Below are 19,009 nucleotides of genomic sequence, written 5' to 3'. Positions count from 1 at the left end.
ATCTTGTCTTTTCAAATCTATGAATTTATAATGCAGAGTAAACTTAGACTATATGTAAGATATGCCCGATTCTTATAATCACTATAATATTGTCTCACAAACCACTGACATATCTATTGTAAAAACAGCTGTTGAAACCTATGGCGTTCCTCAATGCTTAGCTATGCTTAAGCAAATGCTACTAATTCGCGAATTTGAGGCACGAGGAGAAGAAGCTTATTTAGAAGGGCTTGTCGGAGGATTTTATCACTCTTATGCAGGCCAAGAGGCCGTTGCCACAGCAACTATAGCAAATACAGGCATCCATCAATGGTTCTTCTCATCCTATCGTTGCCATGGTTTAGCAATATTACTCAATATTCCACTACAATCTCTTGCAGCAGAACTCTTAGGAAAAGTTACTGGCTGTGCTCTAGGCAGAGGAGGGTCTATGCATATGTGTGGGCCAAATTTCCCTGGAGGATTTGGTATTGTTGGAGGACAAATTCCTCTTGCAGCAGGAGCTGCATTCTCTATCAAATACCGAGGAGAAGACAAGATTTCCCTAGGGTTTATTGGAGATGGTGCCGTTGCACAAGGAGTATTTCACGAAACATTAAATTTCGTTGCCTTGCATCAACTTCCTCTCATGCTAATTATAGAAAATAATGGCTGGGGTATGGGCACATGTTTAAAGCGAGCTATTGCTAAACAGCCTATAGGAGAATCTCAGGGATCTTCTTATGGAATCAGATCATTTACTTTACAGGGATTTGATCTTTTCAATTGCCTTTTGGGATTTAAAGAGGCGTATAATTATATGCAACAAACCCGTCTTCCTACTATTGTAGAATGCTTATGCGCACGATTTCGTGGACACTCTATTTCTGATCCGAACCTCTACAGAAGTAAAGAAGAAATGCAACATATATTCAAAAAAGACCCTATTCTTTTTGCTAAAAATTGGTTTATTCAATTAGGAATTTTATCAGAAGAAGATTTCTTAACCATGCGTCAAGAATGTAAAGAAGAAGTTTTACAAGCTTTCGCAAAAGCGAAGACAGACCCAGATCCAGATATTGCGACACTCGAAGAAGGTGTTTATGCCTAAGTATGTTACATTAGAAATTCGTGAAGCACTTAGGGAAGCTATTGACGAAGAAATGGCGAGAGATCCTAATGTATGTATACTAGGGGAAGAAGTTGCAGAATATAACGGTGCTTATAAAGTAACAAAAGGCCTTTTAGATAAATGGTCTGCTGCTAGAGTTTTAGATACCCCGATTAGTGAAGCAGCATTTGCTGGTATTGGTATTGGAGCAGCATTAACCGGCCTACGTCCAATTATTGAATTTATGAGTTGGAATTTTTCGCTAGTCGCTGCAGACCAAATCATTTCCCATGCAGCAAAAATGCACTATATGACTGGAAATCGATTTTCGGTTCCTATTGTATTTCGGGGACCTAATGGCGCGGCAGCACAAGTCTCTTGCCAACACTCGCATTGTGTTGAAGCTTTATATGCAAATATCCCCGGATTAATCATTATTTCTCCATCCAATCCTTATGACGCCAAAGGATTATTAAAATCTGCAATTCGAAATAATAATCCTGTTCTTTTTTTAGAGAATGAATTGGAATATAACTTAAAAGGAGAAGTCCCAGTAGAAGAATATTTAGTGCCTATTGGAAAATCTCGCATCATTGAAGAAGGTACCGACTTAACCATAATTACTTACGGCCGCATGGTAACTGTTACTAAACAAGCCGTACAATTAGCTAAACAACGCTACGGGCTATCCATAGAGATTCTTGATCTACGTACAATCAAGCCTTTAGACACTTCTGGAATCCTTGCCTCAGTGAAAAAAACAGGAAATTGTATAGTCGTAGAAGAAGGCCATTATTTCGCAGGAATTTCTGCAGAAATAATTACAGAGATCACAGAACACGTTTTCGATTATTTGGACCACCCTCCATTAAGGGTATGCCAAAAAGAAACTCCCATGCCTTATAGTAAAGTTTTAGAGCAGGCAACTCTTCCGAATATTAACCGCATTATAGATACCATCAAAAAGATCATGAGGTAATTTGTGATTTCTTTATTAAAAATGCCTAAACTTTCTCCAACCATGGAAGTAGGAACAATCGTAAAATGGCATAAACAAAGTGGAGATAAAATAGAGTTTGGTGATGTTCTCGTAGAAATATCTACAGATAAAGCAGTCCTAGAGCATACAGCATCTGAAGAAGGGTGGTTCAGAGAAATTTTAACTCAACCTGGAGAAAAAATGACTATTGGTACCCCCATAGCAATAATATCTTCAGAAAAAGATGAGTACTATAACTTAGAAGAACTCCTTCCTAAAATTCCATCTTCTACGTCTTCCATAACTGAAGATGCAGGAACTCCTTCTCCCATTTTATCTACAGATACTCAAGCCTCAGCCCCTAAAATGACTGTCGTTGGATTTAAACCTGAACCTCCCCTTTCTGCACCACTAGCATTAAAACAAGATAGTAGCAAATCCCCCATCTCTCCACTTGCTAAACGTATAGCTAAAGAAAAAAACCTTGATGTTTCTGGAATTCAAGGAAGCGGCCCTGGAGGGCGTATAGTAAAAAAAGATCTAGAAAACGCTCCTCTTAAAGGTATTGCAGGGTTTGGTTATCCTGAAGCTCCTGATGTGTGTCCAGGGAGCTATCACGAGGAACACCTTTCTCCTATTCGTGAGGTAATTGCAGAAAGACTCCAAGCTGCAAAAACCTTTATCCCTCATTTTTATGTTCGCCAGAAAGTCTATGCTACTCCCCTACTAGCTCTACTAAAAGAATTACAATCTCAAGGAATTAAACTTTCTATTAATGATTGTATTGTTCGTGCTTGTGCTCTGGCTCTAAAGGAATTTCCTAATATTAACTCAGGATTCAACAGTATTGATAATAAGCTTGTGCGATTTGAAACCATTGATATTTCTATAGCCGTTGCTATTCCTGACGGTATTATCACGCCCATTGTCCGTTGTGCAGATCGTAAAAATATCGGTATGATTTCTGCAGAAATTAAAAGTTTAGCTGCTAAAGCAAGATCTCAATCTTTAAAAGAGGAAGAATATAAGGGAGGATCTTTCTGTATTTCTAACTTAGGAATGACAGGAATTACCGAATTTACAGCAATTATTCATCCTCCCCAAGCTGCCATTCTTGCAGTTGGTAGTATTGCCGAAGAAGCTATTGTGATTGATGGAGAAATTACTGTAGGCTCTACATGCACGTTAACGCTATCTGTGGATCATCGTGTAGTTGATGGATACCCTGCTGCGCAATTTATAAAACGCATACAAAAGATTCTTGAATCCCCTTCTGTGCTTTTATTAAATTAGTACAAGCAAAGCCTTCCCTAGGGGGACTTTTAAGTTAGTTCGATCGTGGTATATTCCAAATCTCCTTAGCATACTGAGCAATCGCTCTATCACTAGAAAAGAATCCCATTCCTCCTACATTATAAATTGATTTTTTTACCCAAGCATCTTGCTGAGTATATAGTGAAGCAATTCTCTCATGCGATAGAATATAGGACTCTAAATCAGCAAGTACGAAAAATGGATCTCCTTCATGCAACAATCTATGCACAATGGGTTTAAAGAGAGAAGCATCCGAAGTATTAAAAAATCCTTGATCTAAGAGTTGCAATACACGGGCTATTTTAGGATTCCGATCACAAATACTTTGAGGATAGTATTCTCTGCGCATTTTTGCTATTTCTTCTTCGAGCAAACCGAAAATGAACATATTCTCCTTACCAATATACTTCAGCATTTCTATATTGGCTCCGTCCATGGTTCCTATTGTCAAAGCTCCATTTAGAGCAAATTTCATATTTCCTGTTCCAGATGCTTCCATGCCTGCTGTAGAAATCTGCTCAGAAATATCTGCTGCAGGCATGATCATCTCAGCTATAGTCACACGATAGTTAGGTAAAAATAGAACTTTCAATTGCTCATTAACTTTAGGATCTTGATTAATGCATTCAGCAACGCTATTAATTAATTTAATAATTAACTTAGCAAAAGCATATCCAGGAGCTGCTTTACCTGAAAAAATCACAGTTGTAGGTGCATCAAGTCGAGAAGAGTTTTCTTTAATATCAATATAAAGATAGATAACACGCAGAATGTTCATCAACTGTCGCTTATATTCATGAATGCGTTTTACATGAAAATCGAACATCGATAAGGGATCGATTTTTACTTCCAAATGTTTTTTCAATTGTGAAGCAAAATCTTCTTTATTTTGTCGCTTAATCTTCTTCCATTGTTCACAAAATCCTGCATCATCAGCAAAAGGAAGAATTTTATGGATTTCTGAAAGATCTATGAGATGCTTAGTGCCTATAGTCTGATCTAATAAGGAATTTAATCTAGGATTACACAATGCTAACCAGCGTCTAGGAGTGATTCCATTAGTAACATTCACGAATTTATCAGGGAAAAATTCTACGAAATCCTTAAATACGGTAGTTTTAATCAAATGAGAATGGAAGTCGGATACGCCATTAACTTTTGCGGAGCCTACAACAGCAAGATTTGCCATATTGATATGTTTATTACATCCCTCTTCGATAATCGATAATACACGCCTCTTATCATTATCTCCTGGAAACCGTTGAGAAACCTTGTCCAGCCAACGAGAATTAATTTCATAAATAATTTCTAAATGCCTAGGCAATAGTCTAGCAAACAAATCTATAGACCAACGCTCTAAAGCTTCTGGTAATATAGTGTGATTTGTATAATTAAATATCTTAGTTGTCATATCCCAAGCCTTGTCCCAAGGCATCTCCTCTCTATCAATAAGGATATGCATCATTTCTGCTATTCCTAATGCAGGATGAGTATCATTTAGCTGTACTGCTACCTTATCAGCTAAACGATCTAAAGAAATATGAATTTTGGTATACCTACGGAGAATATCTTGGATAGTTGCTGAAACTAGGAAATACTCCTGTTTCAAACGTAATTCTTGCCCCTCAAAAATAGAGTCATTGGGATATAGAACTCGAGAAATATTTTCTACCAGAGCAATATCTTCTATGGCTCGAATATAATCACCATGATTAAAATAATTAAATTGAAATCCATGGGGTGACTGGGCTTGCCACAAACGTAAAGTATTTACTGTATCAGTTCCATAGCCCGGTACGGGCACATCATAGGCCATGGCAAGGACTTCTTGTGTATCTACTAGCTCAGCAATTTCTTTACCTCTAGCATCAGTGTAATGAAGCACTCTACCATAAAAATGCACAGGATAAAGGTATTCTCCACGACAGATTTCCCAAGGATTTCCATAACGCAACCATTCATCTGGAGATTCTACCTGATAACCATTGATAATTTTCTGGTCAAAAATTCCATAATCATAACGAATACCATAGCCATAAGCTGGTATACCTAATGTTGCCATGGAATCAAGATAGCAGGCAGCAAGACGCCCTAATCCCCCATTACCTAAACCAGCATCAGCTTCCATTTCTACTAAACTATCAAAATCATAATTCAAACTGGCTACTGCTTCTCTAACAAGATCAAGTATGCCCAAATTCAAAAGTTGACTTTTTAAGAGCCTTCCAAGAAGAAATTCCATCGAAATATAGTAAACCCGCTTCACGTCCTTCTCATAATAAGCATTCTGCGTTTTTAACCATCCTCGAGCTAACCACTCCATTACCGTCTGAGTAACAGCAAAGAATATGTCCCGTGCAGAGGCAGATTCTGGAGACTGAACAACACCAAAATATAGACGATTTAAAATAGCCTGACGCATGGTCTCTAGGTTTACTAAATTCTTATTGAAACTCATATAAATTCATCCGGATACAAATATTAAAAAGATAAGGATCTTTCCAAGCTAATAAGAAAAAATTATAAAAAAATAAAGAACTTAACAAATAACTGTGAAACTCACTAAGACTTTAGGTGAACCATAAAAATACAAGAGAATAAATAGAAAATGGACGTAGAATTCCTAAGAGATAAAATTGATAAGAAATATATTGATCATATAAAATATGTTTCCTGTTTTTAGTTAGAGGGTATTATGGTTGCTCCTCACCCGTTCGGATTTTTTTCCGGCCGCCCCAATAAAAATGTTTTTACTCTGCAAGATATAGATAAATCATCTAGTAGCACTAGTCGCAAAGTTTCTCGTGCTCAGCCCAGTGCTACTCAGGCTTTAGAAAGAAAGAGAGCTAATTCTCTTCTAGTTATGGGAATCTTTTTGTCACTGTCTTGTTTAATCCACAGTGTCTCGTTAGCATTAGTGTTAGGGGCCGGTTGTGTGCTAGCCCCCGTAATTATAGCAGTAGTTCTCCAAACTCTTATGATTTTAAGTATTATGATATGTTTAGCATGGACTGCTTATAAAGCTTTCATTACAAATCAAAAATAAAGTATGGTTATTAAGGCTTAACAAGGAAGTTCTTCTTCTGAGAAGAACTCCAAGCTTGTATATGTCGAAGTAAAAATCTTCATAAGGTCTTTAGTAGCAATACTGATATCACGGTCTCCTCCTTCTACTTTTTGAGCAACTGTGCGTATGGAAGCAATGACTGTTGAATGATCTCTAGAGAAGATATTGCCTATACGTACATATGATAAAGACAACCTCTGTCGGCATAAATACATGGCAACCTGTCTAGGCAAAACATACTCTCGTGACTGAGATCTCCCCAAAATACTTTCTGGAGACACTCCATAATATTGAGCCACAGCACGAACAACCCCTAGAGGAGTTAATCGAATACTTTCAGCAGCCTCTAAAACATCATGTAAAAGTGATTGGACATCTGTTTCATAAAGCAATTGCTGAGTAATCTTCTTATAAGCAACACGCTTGGATAGCAAGTTTATTGCGTGTAACAATGTTTTTACATTGGACGATAATGCGCGAATTAAAAAATCTAAAGCCGAATCTTCTATTCGAAGATTCAATTGCTCAGACTGTCTCCTTAAGAAGCTATATAATCCCTCCCTAGCAAGAGGATGGATAGGAACAACTACTCCCCACTCAAACCGGCTAATTAATCGTTCCTCTACAGACTTCAAGTCCCCTGGGGCACACGAAGAGGAAATCACAATAAGCTTGCCGTCCGTGTGTAATGAATTAAACGTATGAAAAAATTCCTCTTGTGTAGCTGCCTTCCCAGAAAAAACTTCAATATCTTCTATAAATAAGGCGTCTACATTACGATAAAAGGAACGAAAGCGCTGCATTTCTCCAGAACGTATTGCTGATACCAAATGCTCTGTAAACAAATTTGAAGCAACATAGAGAATTTTCCCTCCCGACTCTTTAAGAGCTCCAACTGCAGACTGCATCAAATGTGTCTTCCCCGCTCCTTCGGGGCCAAATAAATATATAGGATTGAAAGGGGAACTTGCTGCGTCTCCGGAAAATTTAATAAACTCTTGAAAAATACGGAAGGGTAAATCGTTTTCAGCAGTAACCAGAAAATTCGAAAATGACATATTAGGATCAATATCGCCATATTGCATAGCAAAACATGACGCCTTTTCATACGGAATCTGCTTTTCCCCGTACAAAGAAGCTGTTTTATCTAAGGACGTAACGTGAACTCGGATGAGTTTACCATTATTATTCACTAGATGCGTTTTGATCTTAGGGCGTATATGCTCTTCAAACCAAGTTACTTGAAAAGAATCCTTAGCCTCAAGATAAAGATTACACGCGTCAAAGCATAAGACCTTTAATGACCTTAACCATTTGTCTACAGTACCCACACCCATTTCTTTTTCTTGTAGCAAAAGAAAGTCTTCCCAAGCTCGCATAAAACTATCTCATCCAAATAGTTTTTATATATCTTATATTAAAGAAAAAATCTTTGTTTTTAATTATCACCTTTATTTTCTCTTATTAAGAGAGACTTCATTTTTAATATGTTTACTATCTAAAATTTTATTGGTAGCCCACTGTTGAACTATCCCAAGCAACATAGAAGAAAGCCAATAAATATTTAATCCCGAAGGGAAATTATAAAACATTAGAGTAAATAGAATGGCCATCATAGTTCCCATAGCTGCTTGCTGGCGTTGTTGGTCTGTCAAAGGCCCTTTCTTATTAGCAGAGATTTTTTGCTGAGCAAACATGACAACTCCTAATAATATAGGAAGAAGATGAAACTCATTTCCAAAAAACCACACGGGTGTTGTCCAAGAGAATAATACGTCAGGAGCTGTCAAATTATCGATCCATCCAGGAATAAAAGTAGCCCCACGAAGTAAAAATGATGATTTGAGTAAATCAAACATAGCTATAAGAAAAGGCAACTGAATCAATAAGGGCAAACACCCAGTAATAGGATTCACTCTATTCGTCTTATACAAAGACATGATTTCCATCTGAGCTCGTTTTGGCTCTTTCTTATATTTCTGTTGAATCTCTTGAATGTATGGAGAAAGTTTTTGCATACGTCTCATAGAACGTATTGACCAAGCATTTAAAGGATATAGTAATAATTTTAAAAACACGGTAAGTAAAATAATAGAAATTCCCCATGAACCAGTAATTATTTTAAAAAACTTCATAATAATGAAGAGTAGTGCCGCAAATGGCTCTGTAATAAAAGCAAATAAACCACGGAAAGTGATGCACTCTAAATAGTTGGGGCTATCTCCTTGAGCATTTGTATATGCCTGATCTAAAGCACTTAGAGTAGGTTCCGCAAGAGGACCTGCATACACTAAGAAACGACATGATCGTACTTCTTTAGGCAAAGGAAGTAATGCTTCATACCCTGGATACTTAGAACTAGGATAAGTTTGATTTTTTGGAGAAAGTAGAGACAAACGAGTAGGAACAATATTTCCCGGAATATATGCGGAAGCATATCCAGCAGGAATGTCAGTCAACGGCGACAAAATAATTCCAAAATACCCATTAGAATTAATAATCCACTGAGGGTATACCCCATTCTGTATTGTCAAAGGATTTTTAGGCTTAGGTAGCTTGACCTTATCCAATTGTCCCTTATTTTTTCTAATAACCCGGTATTTAATTGCGGGAGTGAAAGCATTAGACATAATCTCTACTTCAGGGACACCCGAAGTTATCCATACATCTTCAATAGAACGATCTAGAGAAAATTCCACTTCAAATGTATAAGGTTGATTATTTGATAACTTATATCTTTTTTTGACCAGACTATCTAAACTTTCTAGTTCTAAAACTGTAGAATCAAAATGAACTACACGATATCCAGAAGTCAAAGCAGTTGTCAGCTCTCTTCCTGAGACAAGGTTTAAAGCATGATAATGAAAAGGAGTTCTCTTTTTAGGGTCAGAAAGCTCGCCTCTACGTAATAATGGATAATATCCTCCAATACTATTCACAATTTCCTGATTATTAGCTCCTATAGCTGGAAAACCAGGAAAAGAAGATTCCTTAGGAGCCTGAGCAACTAAATCACGATCAAAACCAATTTCATTAACTATGCTTTGACTACTTTTGGAAGAAAAAGGAAGATTAATTCCTTCAATAGATCCACTATCACTAGAAATCACTAACTGCATATAATCATTAGACAACACAAAATATTGCTCTGTTGTCAATGTATTGATACCACGAGATTCGGTAAAAATAGCCGCCCGAGTTATAGGTAAGTCTAAGGGCTCTAATTTTTCAGTTCGAGAATCATAAACACCTAAAGGAAGGTATTCATTCCCAGATCGCCAAAAGACTAGCGAAGTCCCGTAAACGGGACAGTTCTTATTATAAATTTTGCCTTGATCTTGAGAATATTGCCCAATAAAAACTACTGGCTCCTGATTATTACGAAACTCAACTACTAAAACAGGCAAACTTTCATTAGTTACGGGTAGAAATACTCTGCTAACATTGGTCGATATTTTAGCAGTAGAGTCGTTATACAAAACAACACGAAGATCATCAAAAACAGTAGTTTCACCAAGGAAATTCCAGTGCACCTCAGAGGCGTATACTGAATGCTCTGTAGGCCCTCGATGCAAAAGAAGTAGATAATTCCCAATGCGCACTGCATGACGGTTTTTTTGCAATTCTTCTTCAGGAGACACTGACCAAGGAGCAATACTTAAGCCTACCGCCTGTGCAATAGAAAGGACTTCATTTGAAATTGCCCTTTGTTCTTTAGATAAAGCCTTATAATTATGAAAATCCTTATAACCAAAAAAGATCTGGCACCCTAGAAAAGCCATGCTAACTAAAGTAACAAATAGTAGCGAACGTTTATTCATTGAAGTCAACTCTAAAAATTAAACCAAAAAGCTAAAGTATCATAATATCTATTTATCTCCCATAGAGATTATTAATACCCATGAACTGGATTCTACTTTTCAGTAATTGAAGAGATATTTTTTTTACTTCTAATAAAACAAGAAACCCCTAAAGATAAACCCAACATAAACATAGGGAAAGACAATAGTTGCCCCATTGTGAATAAACAATCCGCACTCACAACCACCCCCTGATGACTTTTAAAAAACTCAGCAAAAAAGCGGATAATAGAAACACCAATTAAAGCTAAGGATGTTACCCGTCCAGATCCTAAAGAAAAATAACGCTTGTAACTTAAAAAAAACAAACACGAAGAAAGCAATAAATAACTTAATCCTTCATAAAGCTGCACAGGATGTAAAGGAATACCAGCCATACCTTGAGAAGGAGAAGAAAAAATCACCCCCCAGGGCAAATCCGTAGGTGTCCCTACAATTTCTTGATTCATAAAATTTCCAATGCGAATCAGAAAAGCTGCTATACCAAAAACTGAAGCAATTAAATCACAAATAAATAAAAAAGTTAAAATAGGAATCTTTTTCTTATATTTCTTTGAAAAAATCATCGCCCAAAGAAGCAATCCAACTATACCTCCGTGGCTTGCTAAGCCTCCATTCCAAATTTTAAACATCTCTAGGGGATTTTGAAGATAAAACCAACCTCCATAAAACAAAATATAAGCAATACGTGATCCCGGAATAATAAATAAAAGAGAATAAAGAGCAAAATTCTCTAAAGCATCTTTCAATTGCTCTTTGGAGAAAAGAAATCGATCTTTTTCAGGGAAACAAGATAATGCTAAATAAATAGCGGAAATAGAAGAAAGTAATATCCCTAGAGAAAAACACAAACCATACCAAGAAATACGAAGGGAATATGTCTCTGAATGCCATAAGAACTTTGAACAATTCCAATATATCACTGATAAAACAACATGCATTATTCTAGTCCAAATAGAAAAAAAATCATAATTTACATACAATAGCTTTTTTACAAATAAAAAGACGCACAAATTCAACTAGATGATTACTAATCGGTATAACCCGCTCATTTATCTCCCTGGACTTCTTTGGTTGTTTGCAGGAGTGAAATTGCTTTTGAAAGCCTCTCTTATCGTATACGAATCTGCTTTTTCTTTTAGATTTCTTTTCTTACTGGCCATGGGAGCTTGGATTTGTGCATCCTTAAAGTATCGTTATATTTTATCAAGATCCGTATCTTATCAAAGCGAATTGGCCTATCAATTAACTACTAACGCTATATCCAAAAAAAACTATATCAAAAGAACTTTTCTTTCTAAGCGAACTCTTATTCTTATTGCTATGGTCTCAATAAGCTTATTTATTCGAAAATTTATAAATTATCCGGTGATTTTATTTTTTATTCGCCTATCCATTGGTTATGCCCTGATAAAAGCCGTTATAACCTATTTTTCAAAATTTCCAAAAATCCTATCAACCAGATCATGAACTATTATGCAGACCACTCATATAGGAACAGATATTATTGAAATTGTTCGCATCCAAAAAGCAATAAAAACTCATGGCCAAAGGATACTAAATAAAATTTTTACTAAAGAAGAGCAAAAGTACTGTTTGAAACTTGCTCATCCTTACCCTTCCTTTGCAGCAAGATTTGCTGGAAAAGAAGCAGTTGCTAAAGCTTTAGGAACAGGAATAGGTAAAGTAGTTGGTTGGAAAGATATAGAAATATATAAATCAATGAGACAACAACCTGAAGTACTTTTATCCCCAAAAGTTTACGAAAAATTCAAAGTTTCTCAAATTTCTCTATCAATGAGCCATAGCCGCGAGTATGCAACTGCTGTCGCCATTATACTAATTTAAAAACCTTTCAGCTTCTAATGCAGCCATGCATCCACTACCCGCAGCTGTGATGGCTTGCCTATAGTATTTATCTTTAACATCTCCTGCAGCAAAAACTCCGGGCACCGAAGTTTTACATGTACCGTGTTCGGTAACGATATACCCATGGCTATCTAGAGAAAGTTGCCCTTGTAAAAAATTTGTGTTTGGTTTGTGGCCAATAGCAAAAAATACTCCCCCTGCTTCCCTGGTAATAATATCTTTAGAAACATTATTTAAAATATCTACAGAGCGAACAACACTATCTCCTGAGATTTTGACTAATTCGCTATTCCATAGGAAAGTAATTTTGTTACTCCCTTCTGCCTTCTTAATCATGACTTTTGATGCTCTCAAAGCATCCCTTCTATGCACAACGAAAACCCGCTTTCCATAACGAGTCAAAAATATGGCTTCTTCTAAAGCCGAATCCCCTCCTCCAATAACATATAAATCCTTATTTTTAAAAATAGGAGATGCTCCGTCACAAACAGCACAGGCCGTAACTCCTTTTTGCCAAAACTCATCATCTCCAGCTCCAGGAATGTCCAGACGTTTCGCAGACGCTCCCGTAGCTATAATACAGGCATCACAAGTATATTCCTCAGAATTTGACATGATAACAAAAGGACGTTTATTAAAATCGACCGCAGTTACATCCTTTGAAAGAATCTTTGTCCCGAATCTTTCAGCCTGCCTTTTCATGTTTTCCATTAGTTGCTGCCCCAAAATTCCTTCTGGGAACCCAGGAAAATTTTCTACATCAGTAGTTGACATTAATTGCCCGCCAGCAATTCCTGAAAAAAATCCCTCAAATAAAATTGGCTGTAAAAGTGCTCTTGAAACATAAATCGCTGCAGTATAGCCGGCAGGACCGGACCCAATAATAATTACCCTAGAATGCCCCATCTATTCTTACTCATTCGAACATTTTCAAAACAAAATCTAAAACAAATAAAAAATTTTTAAGCAACAAATTAGATAAAAATACTCAAGCAAGGGAGATCTTGCCTTTTTTAAGGTTTATATTTACACTATCTTTTTTGACTTTGTAGTTTTTAGGAGAACAACATTAAATGCCAAAACAAGCCGAATACACCTGGGGATCCAAAAAAATTCTTGATAATATAGACTGCCTCTCAGAAGACATGGTTGAGTTTAAAAATCTTCTCTACTCAACTCACGGAATTACTTCGAGCGATGAGGAACCTGCTAGTGAAGTACAGCCTGGCGCTATCCTAAAAGGTACTATAGTTGATATTAATAAAGACTTCGTAGTCGTTGATGTTGGACTGAAATCTGAGGGTGCTATTCCAATGTCAGAGTTTGCCGACTCTTCTGAAGAATTAGCTATTGGTGCTGAGGTTGAAGTTTATTTAGACCAAACAGAGGATGAAGAAGGCAAAGTTGTTTTATCTAGAGAAAAAGCCACTCGTCAACGGCAGTGGGAATATATTTTAGCCCACTGTGAGGAAGGATCGATTGTTAAGGGGCAAATTATACGCAAAGTCAAGGGCGGACTTATTGTTGATATTGGAATGGAAGCATTTTTACCCGGGTCCCAAATCGACAATAAGAAAATTAAAAACTTAGACGATTATGTTGGTAAAGTTTGTGAATTTAAGATTCTAAAAATTAATGTTGATAGAAGAAATGTCGTTGTTTCAAGAAGAGAATTGCTTGAAGCAGAACGTATTTCTAAAAAAGCCGAACTGATTGAACAGATCACTATCGGAGAATATCGTAAAGGTATTGTTAAAAATATTACAGATTTTGGAGTCTTCTTAGATCTTGATGGCATTGATGGTCTTCTTCACATTACTGATATGACCTGGAAGCGTATACGTCACCCTTCAGAAATGGTAGAAATGAATCAAGAGCTAGAAGTAATTATTCTCAGTGTTGATAAAGAAAAAGGGCGCGTTGCTTTAGGTCTAAAGCAAAAAGAACACAATCCATGGGAAGACATTGAGAAAAAATATCCTCCGGGCAAACGTGTTGTTGGTAAAATTGTTAAACTTCTTCCCTACGGAGCTTTCATTGAAATTGAAGAAGGGATTGAGGGATTGATTCACGTTTCAGAAATGTCTTGGGTAAAAAATGTGGTTGATCCCAGCGAAGTTGTGAATAAAGGTGATGAAGTCGAAGCTATTGTTCTTTCTATTCAAAAAGAAGAAGGAAAAATCTCTCTAGGGTTAAAACAGACTGAGCATAATCCTTGGGACAATATTGAAGAAAAGTATCCTATTGGTCATCACGTACACGCAGAAATTAAAAATCTCACTAATTATGGTGCCTTTGTTGAACTAGAACCTGGTATTGAAGGCTTAATTCATATTTCTGATATGAGTTGGATTAAAAAAGTCTCTCATCCATCTGAATTATTCAAAAAAGGTAACACTGTTGAAGCTGTTATTCTTTCTGTGGATAAGGAAAGTAAAAAAATCACTTTAGGTGTAAAGCAGTTGAGCTCAAATCCATGGAATGAAATTGAAGCTATGTTCCCAACAGGCAGTGTAATCTCTGGAGTAGTTACTAAAATTACAGCATTTGGAGCCTTTGTTGAACTGCAAAACGGCATAGAAGGGCTCATTCATGTATCAGAACTTTCTGAAAAACCATTCGCAAAAATCGAAGATATCCTTTCCATTGGTGATACTGTGTCAGCTAAAGTAATTAAGCTAGACCCTGACCATAAAAAAGTTTCTCTCTCTGTTAAAGAATATCTAGCCGATGAACATCGTGATGATGCTGTTGATGATAGTTTAGATTTAAATAACGACAGCCTAGCTTGTGTAGATAACAAGGAAAAAGAGAAATAATATTACTTATTTGTAAGCTAGTTTTATTTGTGGAAATGAAACTAGCTTCGCGTGACATTCTGTCAGTTCCCCTATTTATAAGAGGAGTATAATGAATAAAGATCTTGTAGCTATTTTTGACTACATGGAAAAAGAAAAAGGAATTCAACGCCCTGTTATTATTAGTGCGATTGAATCTGCTTTAAAAATTGCAGCAAAAAAAACATTAAGGGATGACGCTAATATATCGGTAAATATTAATTCTCGCACTGGAGACATTGAAGTTTTCTGTGAAAAAGAAATTGTAGAGATATGCCATAACCCTAGCAAAGAAATTCCTTTAGACAAGGCTAGGGAATATGATCCTGACTGTCAAATTGGACAGTATATGGATGTTCCTTTCGTTTCAGAGAATTTTGGAAGAATTGCTGCTTATGCTGCAAGACAAATCATAGGACAAAAATTACGTCATGCAGAAAGAGATGTTATCTACGAAGAATATCGATATCGAGTAAATGAAATCCTTTCTGGTATTGTTAAGCGATTTAGTAAAGGTTCTAACTTAATTATAGACTTAGGCAAAGTTGAAGGTCTTTTACCTGCTCGGTTTTATCCTAAAACAGAAAAGCACAAAGTTGGGGATAAAATTTATGCTCTACTATACGAAGTACAAGAATCTGATAACGGTGGAGCAGAAGTAATTCTTAGCCGTAGTCACCCGGAATTTGTTAAACAACTGTTTATGCAAGAGGTCCCAGAATTAGAAGAGGGTTCTGTTGAAATTGTTAAAATTGCTCGAGAGGCGGGCTACAGAACTAAATTAGCAGTTCGTTCATCTGACCCTAAAACAGATCCTGTAGGAGCTTTTGTCGGTATGCGAGGTGCGCGAATAAAAAATATTATTCGTGAATTGAATGATGAAAAAATAGATATTGTAAACTATTCCCCAGTACCCACAGAATTACTCCAAAATTTACTTTGTCCTATAGAAATTCAAAAGATTGCTATTTTAGAAGACGATAAGGTTATTGCAATAGTTGTCCACGATTCTGATTATGCCACAGTGATTGGTAAGCGAGGAATTAATGCTCGACTAATTAGTCAAATCTTAGGTTATGAACTTGAAGTTCAACGTATGAGTGAATACAACAAGTTATTAGAAATTCAACGTCTACAGTTAGCAGAATTTGACAATCCTTTATTAGATGAGCCCCTAGAAATAGAAGGCATTAGTAAATTGGTTATTCAAAATCTTGTATACGCAGGATACGACACAGTTAGAAAGTTATTGTTAGCTAGTGCTAATGATCTCGCTGCTGTTCCTGGAATTAGTTTAGAACTTGCTTATAAGATTCTTGAGCAAGTCAGCAAATATGGAGAAGGAAAAATTGACGAAAAACCTAAAATTGAAGATTAAAAATTCTCAATTAACGAAAGCTGCTGGCTTAGATAAATTAAAGAAAAAACTAGCTCAAGCAGGATCTTCAGAAACTAAGAACTCTTTAGATAAACCTTTAACAAAGGCATCTGAGAAGTTAACAAAGAAAAAAAGTACGGTAGATGCTAATGGATCTATAGCGACTGAATCTTTTCCTATAGAAGCTGCACCACGTAGAATACGAGCTAAAAATCGCTCTTCATTTGCATCTGAAGGCCAGGAAATTCCTTCTACCCCTGTTGTAGTAGAAACTAGTTCTACTCCCCTTCACGCTACTACGGAAGAGAATAGTCCTTCGCCTGAAGAAAGAATTCAGGAAGAACAACTTAAAGAAGCTCTCCCAGATATATCGGAAGAAACAGAAAGTTCCTCTCCACAAGAAATGGTTTCCTCTGATCCAGAATCAACACTAGAAAAAAAAGAAGTTAAACAACTTAAAAGTATTGCTTCTATTAAATCCAATTTTGGGCCTACAGGAAAGCATATTAACCACCTATTAGCTAAAACTTTTAAGTCATCTCCTAAAACAGAAGACAGGGCTATATCAAAAGAACGTACAGGCTCCCAGACACCTCGAGCACCAATATCTCTAGACTCCCCAGAAGAAAATAAGCCTCATGCAGCAAATCATCGTTCTTCCCAATCTTTATATCGCAAAGATCCAGGGAAAAAGGCGGGGACTGATTTTCGCGATCGTTCTAAAAAAGACGATGCCCCTAAAGCATTTACAGGACGAGATCGCTATGGGTTGAACGATAGTAATGAGGAAGAAAAATGGCGAAAAAAACGTGTGCAAAAAACTAAGAAACATTACGACGAGCACACAATACAACGTCCTACACACATTAAAGTCCCTCTTCCTATCACTATTAAGGATCTTGCAGCCGAAATGAAATTGAAAGCTTCTGAATTAATTCAGAAGATGTTCATCCACGGTATGAGTTATGTAGTAAATGATATTCTAGATAATGAAACTACTGTACAGTTTATTGGTTTAGAATTTGGTTGTACTATTGATATTGACTCATCAGAGCAAGATAAACTTTATATTGAAAGTAACACTGTTAAAGAAGAAATACAAGAAACAGACTCAAGTAAATTAACTATTCGTCCTCCAATTGTTGCTTTTATGGGTCATGTAGACCACGGGAAAACGACATTAATCGATGCATTAAGAAAAAGTAATGTGGCTCAGACAGAAGCAGGAGCTATCACTCAACATATGGGAGCTTTCTGTTGTTCTACCCCCGTAGGAAATATTACAATTTTAGATACCCCCGGTCACGAAGCTTTTTCTGCAATGAGAGCTCGAGGAGCAGAGGTATGTGATATTGTTGTCCTAGTAGTTGCTGGAGATGAAGGAATTAAAGAGCAAACTCTAGAAGCTGTGAAACATGCACGCGATGCAGACATTACTATTGTAGTAGCTATTAACAAATGTGATAAACCGAATTTTAATGCAGAAACCATCTATAGGCAGCTATCAGAAATTGATCTGCTTCCTGAAGCTTGGGGAGGAACCATTGCTACAATTAACACTTCAGCAAAAACAGGAGAAGGATTATCAGAGCTTTTAGAAATGCTTGCACTACAAGCAGAAGTTTTAGAACTTAAAGCAAATCTATCAGCAAGAGCTCGGGGAATTGTTATTGAATCAGAACTACATAAAAGCTTAGGGGCTGTTGCAACTATTTTAGTACAAAACGGAACATTACATCTTGGTGAAGCACTTGTCTTTAATAATTGCTACGGCAAAGTAAAAACCATGCATAACGAACATAACCAACTTATGCATGCAGCTACTCCTTCTTCCCCTGCGTTAATTACTGGATTGTCAGGCATTCCCAAAGCAGGAGATCCCTTTGTAGTTGTTAAAAATGAAAAAACAGCAAAAGAAATTATTAATGCTAGACTTGCTGGTCAGAAGAAGTTTGCTCTACAAACAAAACGTCCGAATTTTGACACCATGTTACAAAATAAAAAAGTGTTGAAATTAATTATTAAAGCAGATGTTCAAGGCTCAATTGAAGCTCTAGTCAATTCTATTTCCAAAATAGTATCTGATAAAGTTAGTGTAGAAGTTCTTTCGGGCAGTGTTGGGGAAATTTCGGAATCTGATATCCGTTTAGCTGCAGCTTCTAAAGCCACGATTATTGGTTTCCATACCAGAATAGAAAGCCATGCGGATGTTTTGATTAAAAATCTCGGAGTTAAAGTACAATTATTTAATATAATCTATCACGCTGTAGACGCTGTTAAGGAAATGATGACCGCTCTACTTGATCCTATTGCAGAAGAAAGAAATCTTGGTGCAGCCGAAATTAAAAAACTATTCAAGTCATCGCAGCTAGGTATAATTTACGGTTGCTTAGTTATTGAAGGCACAATGACAAGGAACCAAAGAATCCGTGTTGTTCGTAATAATGAAGTTCTATGGAAAGGACATTTATCTTCTTTGAAACGTACAAAAGACGATGCTAAAGAAGTGAAAAAAGGATTTGAGTGCGGTATTTTATTAGAAGGGTACCAGCAAGGCCAGGTAGGTGATATCTTACAATGTTATGAAATTATCTATCACCCACAACAGCTTTAAG

At 36.6% G+C, this 19,009-nt stretch carries 14 protein-coding genes; 9 read left to right on the top strand and 5 right to left on the bottom strand.

The genetic code is table 11. The annotated features are described in order from the left end of the window. The first annotated feature begins 61 nt into the window (after positions 1–61). The 3 genes from M787_RS04150 to M787_RS04140 are packed head-to-tail and all read left to right on the top strand — an operon-like array spanning position 62 to position 3,362. A complete protein-coding gene (locus tag M787_RS04150; RefSeq protein ID WP_021828320.1) occupies positions 62–1,090 on the top strand; it encodes a thiamine pyrophosphate-dependent enzyme in 1,029 nt (342 codons plus the stop codon). After that, the gene (locus M787_RS04145; RefSeq protein ID WP_021828319.1) at positions 1,083–2,069 is read left to right on the top strand and encodes an alpha-ketoacid dehydrogenase subunit beta; all 987 of its coding nucleotides are present in this window, start codon (positions 1,083–1,085) and stop codon (positions 2,067–2,069) included. The genes M787_RS04150 and M787_RS04145 overlap by 8 nt, the downstream gene beginning before the upstream one ends. 3 nt (positions 2,070–2,072) lie before the next feature. After that, positions 2,073–3,362, top strand: a complete 1,290-nt coding sequence (locus tag M787_RS04140) for a pyruvate dehydrogenase complex dihydrolipoamide acetyltransferase (protein WP_021828318.1) — start codon at positions 2,073–2,075, stop codon at positions 3,360–3,362. A 34-nt stretch (positions 3,363–3,396) separates the two neighbouring features. Here the strand turns inward: M787_RS04140 and M787_RS04135 are convergent, their stop codons facing one another. Next, positions 3,397–5,841 (bottom strand): glycogen/starch/alpha-glucan phosphorylase, encoded by a 2,445-nt coding sequence (locus tag M787_RS04135; protein WP_021828317.1) that lies wholly within the window; start codon positions 5,839–5,841, stop codon positions 3,397–3,399. A 237-nt stretch (positions 5,842–6,078) separates the two neighbouring features. Between M787_RS04135 and M787_RS04130 the strand changes: the two genes are divergently transcribed. Then, positions 6,079–6,429 carry a hypothetical protein gene (locus M787_RS04130; protein ID WP_021828316.1) on the top strand — a complete coding sequence of 117 codons (351 nt, stop codon included), beginning with the start codon at positions 6,079–6,081 and terminating at the stop codon, positions 6,427–6,429. Positions 6,430–6,446: 17 nt separating this feature from the next. Here M787_RS04130 and dnaA read toward each other — a convergent pair whose 3' ends face one another. The 3 genes from dnaA to M787_RS04115 form a co-directional block, all read right to left on the bottom strand. Further along, positions 6,447–7,829: a chromosomal replication initiator protein DnaA gene (dnaA, locus tag M787_RS04125; RefSeq protein ID WP_021828315.1), complete on the bottom strand. Its 1,383-nt coding sequence runs from the start codon at positions 7,827–7,829 to the stop codon at positions 6,447–6,449. Positions 7,830–7,901: 72 nt separating this feature from the next. Then, positions 7,902–10,271: a membrane protein insertase YidC gene (gene yidC, locus M787_RS04120; protein ID WP_021828314.1), complete on the bottom strand. Its 2,370-nt coding sequence runs from the start codon at positions 10,269–10,271 to the stop codon at positions 7,902–7,904. Between the two features lie 92 nt (positions 10,272–10,363). Beyond that, complete coding sequence (locus M787_RS04115) at positions 10,364–11,251, bottom strand: prolipoprotein diacylglyceryl transferase (protein ID WP_021828313.1); 888 nt, start codon at positions 11,249–11,251, stop codon at positions 10,364–10,366. A gap of 82 nt (positions 11,252–11,333) precedes the next feature. Between M787_RS04115 and M787_RS04940 the strand changes: the two genes are divergently transcribed. Further along, complete coding sequence (locus M787_RS04940) at positions 11,334–11,780, top strand: hypothetical protein (protein ID WP_021828312.1); 447 nt, start codon at positions 11,334–11,336, stop codon at positions 11,778–11,780. Between the two features lie 6 nt (positions 11,781–11,786). Next, the gene (gene acpS / locus M787_RS04105; RefSeq protein WP_021828311.1) at positions 11,787–12,158 is read left to right on the top strand and encodes a holo-ACP synthase; all 372 of its coding nucleotides are present in this window, start codon (positions 11,787–11,789) and stop codon (positions 12,156–12,158) included. On the opposite strand, the gene trxB is transcribed toward acpS, so the two are convergent. Continuing rightward, the gene (gene trxB / locus M787_RS04100) at positions 12,150–13,085 is read right to left on the bottom strand and encodes a thioredoxin-disulfide reductase (protein ID WP_021828310.1); all 936 of its coding nucleotides are present in this window, start codon (positions 13,083–13,085) and stop codon (positions 12,150–12,152) included. The two genes, acpS and trxB, sit on opposite strands and share 9 nt — an antisense overlap. A gap of 167 nt (positions 13,086–13,252) precedes the next feature. On the opposite strand from trxB, the gene rpsA reads away from it, so the two are divergent. The 3 genes from rpsA to infB all read left to right on the top strand — a co-directional run bounded on the left by rpsA (position 13,253) and on the right by infB (position 19,008). Beyond that, complete coding sequence (gene rpsA, locus M787_RS04095) at positions 13,253–14,998, top strand: 30S ribosomal protein S1 (protein WP_021828309.1); 1,746 nt, start codon at positions 13,253–13,255, stop codon at positions 14,996–14,998. Positions 14,999–15,089: 91 nt separating this feature from the next. Next, a complete protein-coding gene (gene nusA, locus M787_RS04090) occupies positions 15,090–16,394 on the top strand; it encodes a transcription termination factor NusA (protein WP_021828308.1) in 1,305 nt (434 codons plus the stop codon). Next, on the top strand, positions 16,351–19,008 hold the full coding sequence (gene infB / locus M787_RS04085; RefSeq protein ID WP_021828307.1) for a translation initiation factor IF-2: 2,658 nt from the start codon (positions 16,351–16,353) through the stop codon (positions 19,006–19,008). The genes nusA and infB overlap by 44 nt, the downstream gene beginning before the upstream one ends. Position 19,009 lies beyond the last annotated feature (1 nt).

Origin of the sequence: Chlamydia gallinacea 08-1274/3, from assembly GCF_000471025.2 — a bacterium.
GTDB classification, from domain to species: Bacteria; Chlamydiota; Chlamydiia; order Chlamydiales; family Chlamydiaceae; genus Chlamydia; species Chlamydia gallinacea.
The sequence above is the reverse complement of the archived record's forward strand: the minus strand, read 5'-3'. Positions and strand labels throughout refer to the sequence as shown.

Coding starts and splice junctions, on each gene's coding strand:
- M787_RS04150 (WP_021828320.1), top strand. CDS start 62: ATGCCCGATTCTTATAATCACTATAATATTGTCTCACAAACCACTGAC.
- M787_RS04145 (WP_021828319.1), top strand. CDS start 1,083: ATGCCTAAGTATGTTACATTAGAAATTCGTGAAGCACTTAGGGAAGCT.
- M787_RS04135 (WP_021828317.1), bottom strand. CDS start 5,841: ATGAGTTTCAATAAGAATTTAGTAAACCTAGAGACCATGCGTCAGGCT.
- M787_RS04130 (WP_021828316.1), top strand. CDS start 6,079: ATGGTTGCTCCTCACCCGTTCGGATTTTTTTCCGGCCGCCCCAATAAA.
- dnaA (WP_021828315.1), bottom strand. CDS start 7,829: ATGCGAGCTTGGGAAGACTTTCTTTTGCTACAAGAAAAAGAAATGGGT.
- yidC (WP_021828314.1), bottom strand. CDS start 10,271: ATGAATAAACGTTCGCTACTATTTGTTACTTTAGTTAGCATGGCTTTT.
- M787_RS04115 (WP_021828313.1), bottom strand. CDS start 11,251: ATGCATGTTGTTTTATCAGTGATATATTGGAATTGTTCAAAGTTCTTA.
- M787_RS04940 (WP_021828312.1), top strand. CDS start 11,334: ATGATTACTAATCGGTATAACCCGCTCATTTATCTCCCTGGACTTCTT.
- acpS (WP_021828311.1), top strand. CDS start 11,787: ATGCAGACCACTCATATAGGAACAGATATTATTGAAATTGTTCGCATC.
- trxB (WP_021828310.1), bottom strand. CDS start 13,085: ATGGGGCATTCTAGGGTAATTATTATTGGGTCCGGTCCTGCCGGCTAT.
- rpsA (WP_021828309.1), top strand. CDS start 13,253: ATGCCAAAACAAGCCGAATACACCTGGGGATCCAAAAAAATTCTTGAT.
- nusA (WP_021828308.1), top strand. CDS start 15,090: ATGAATAAAGATCTTGTAGCTATTTTTGACTACATGGAAAAAGAAAAA.
- infB (WP_021828307.1), top strand. CDS start 16,351: ATGGAGAAGGAAAAATTGACGAAAAACCTAAAATTGAAGATTAAAAAT.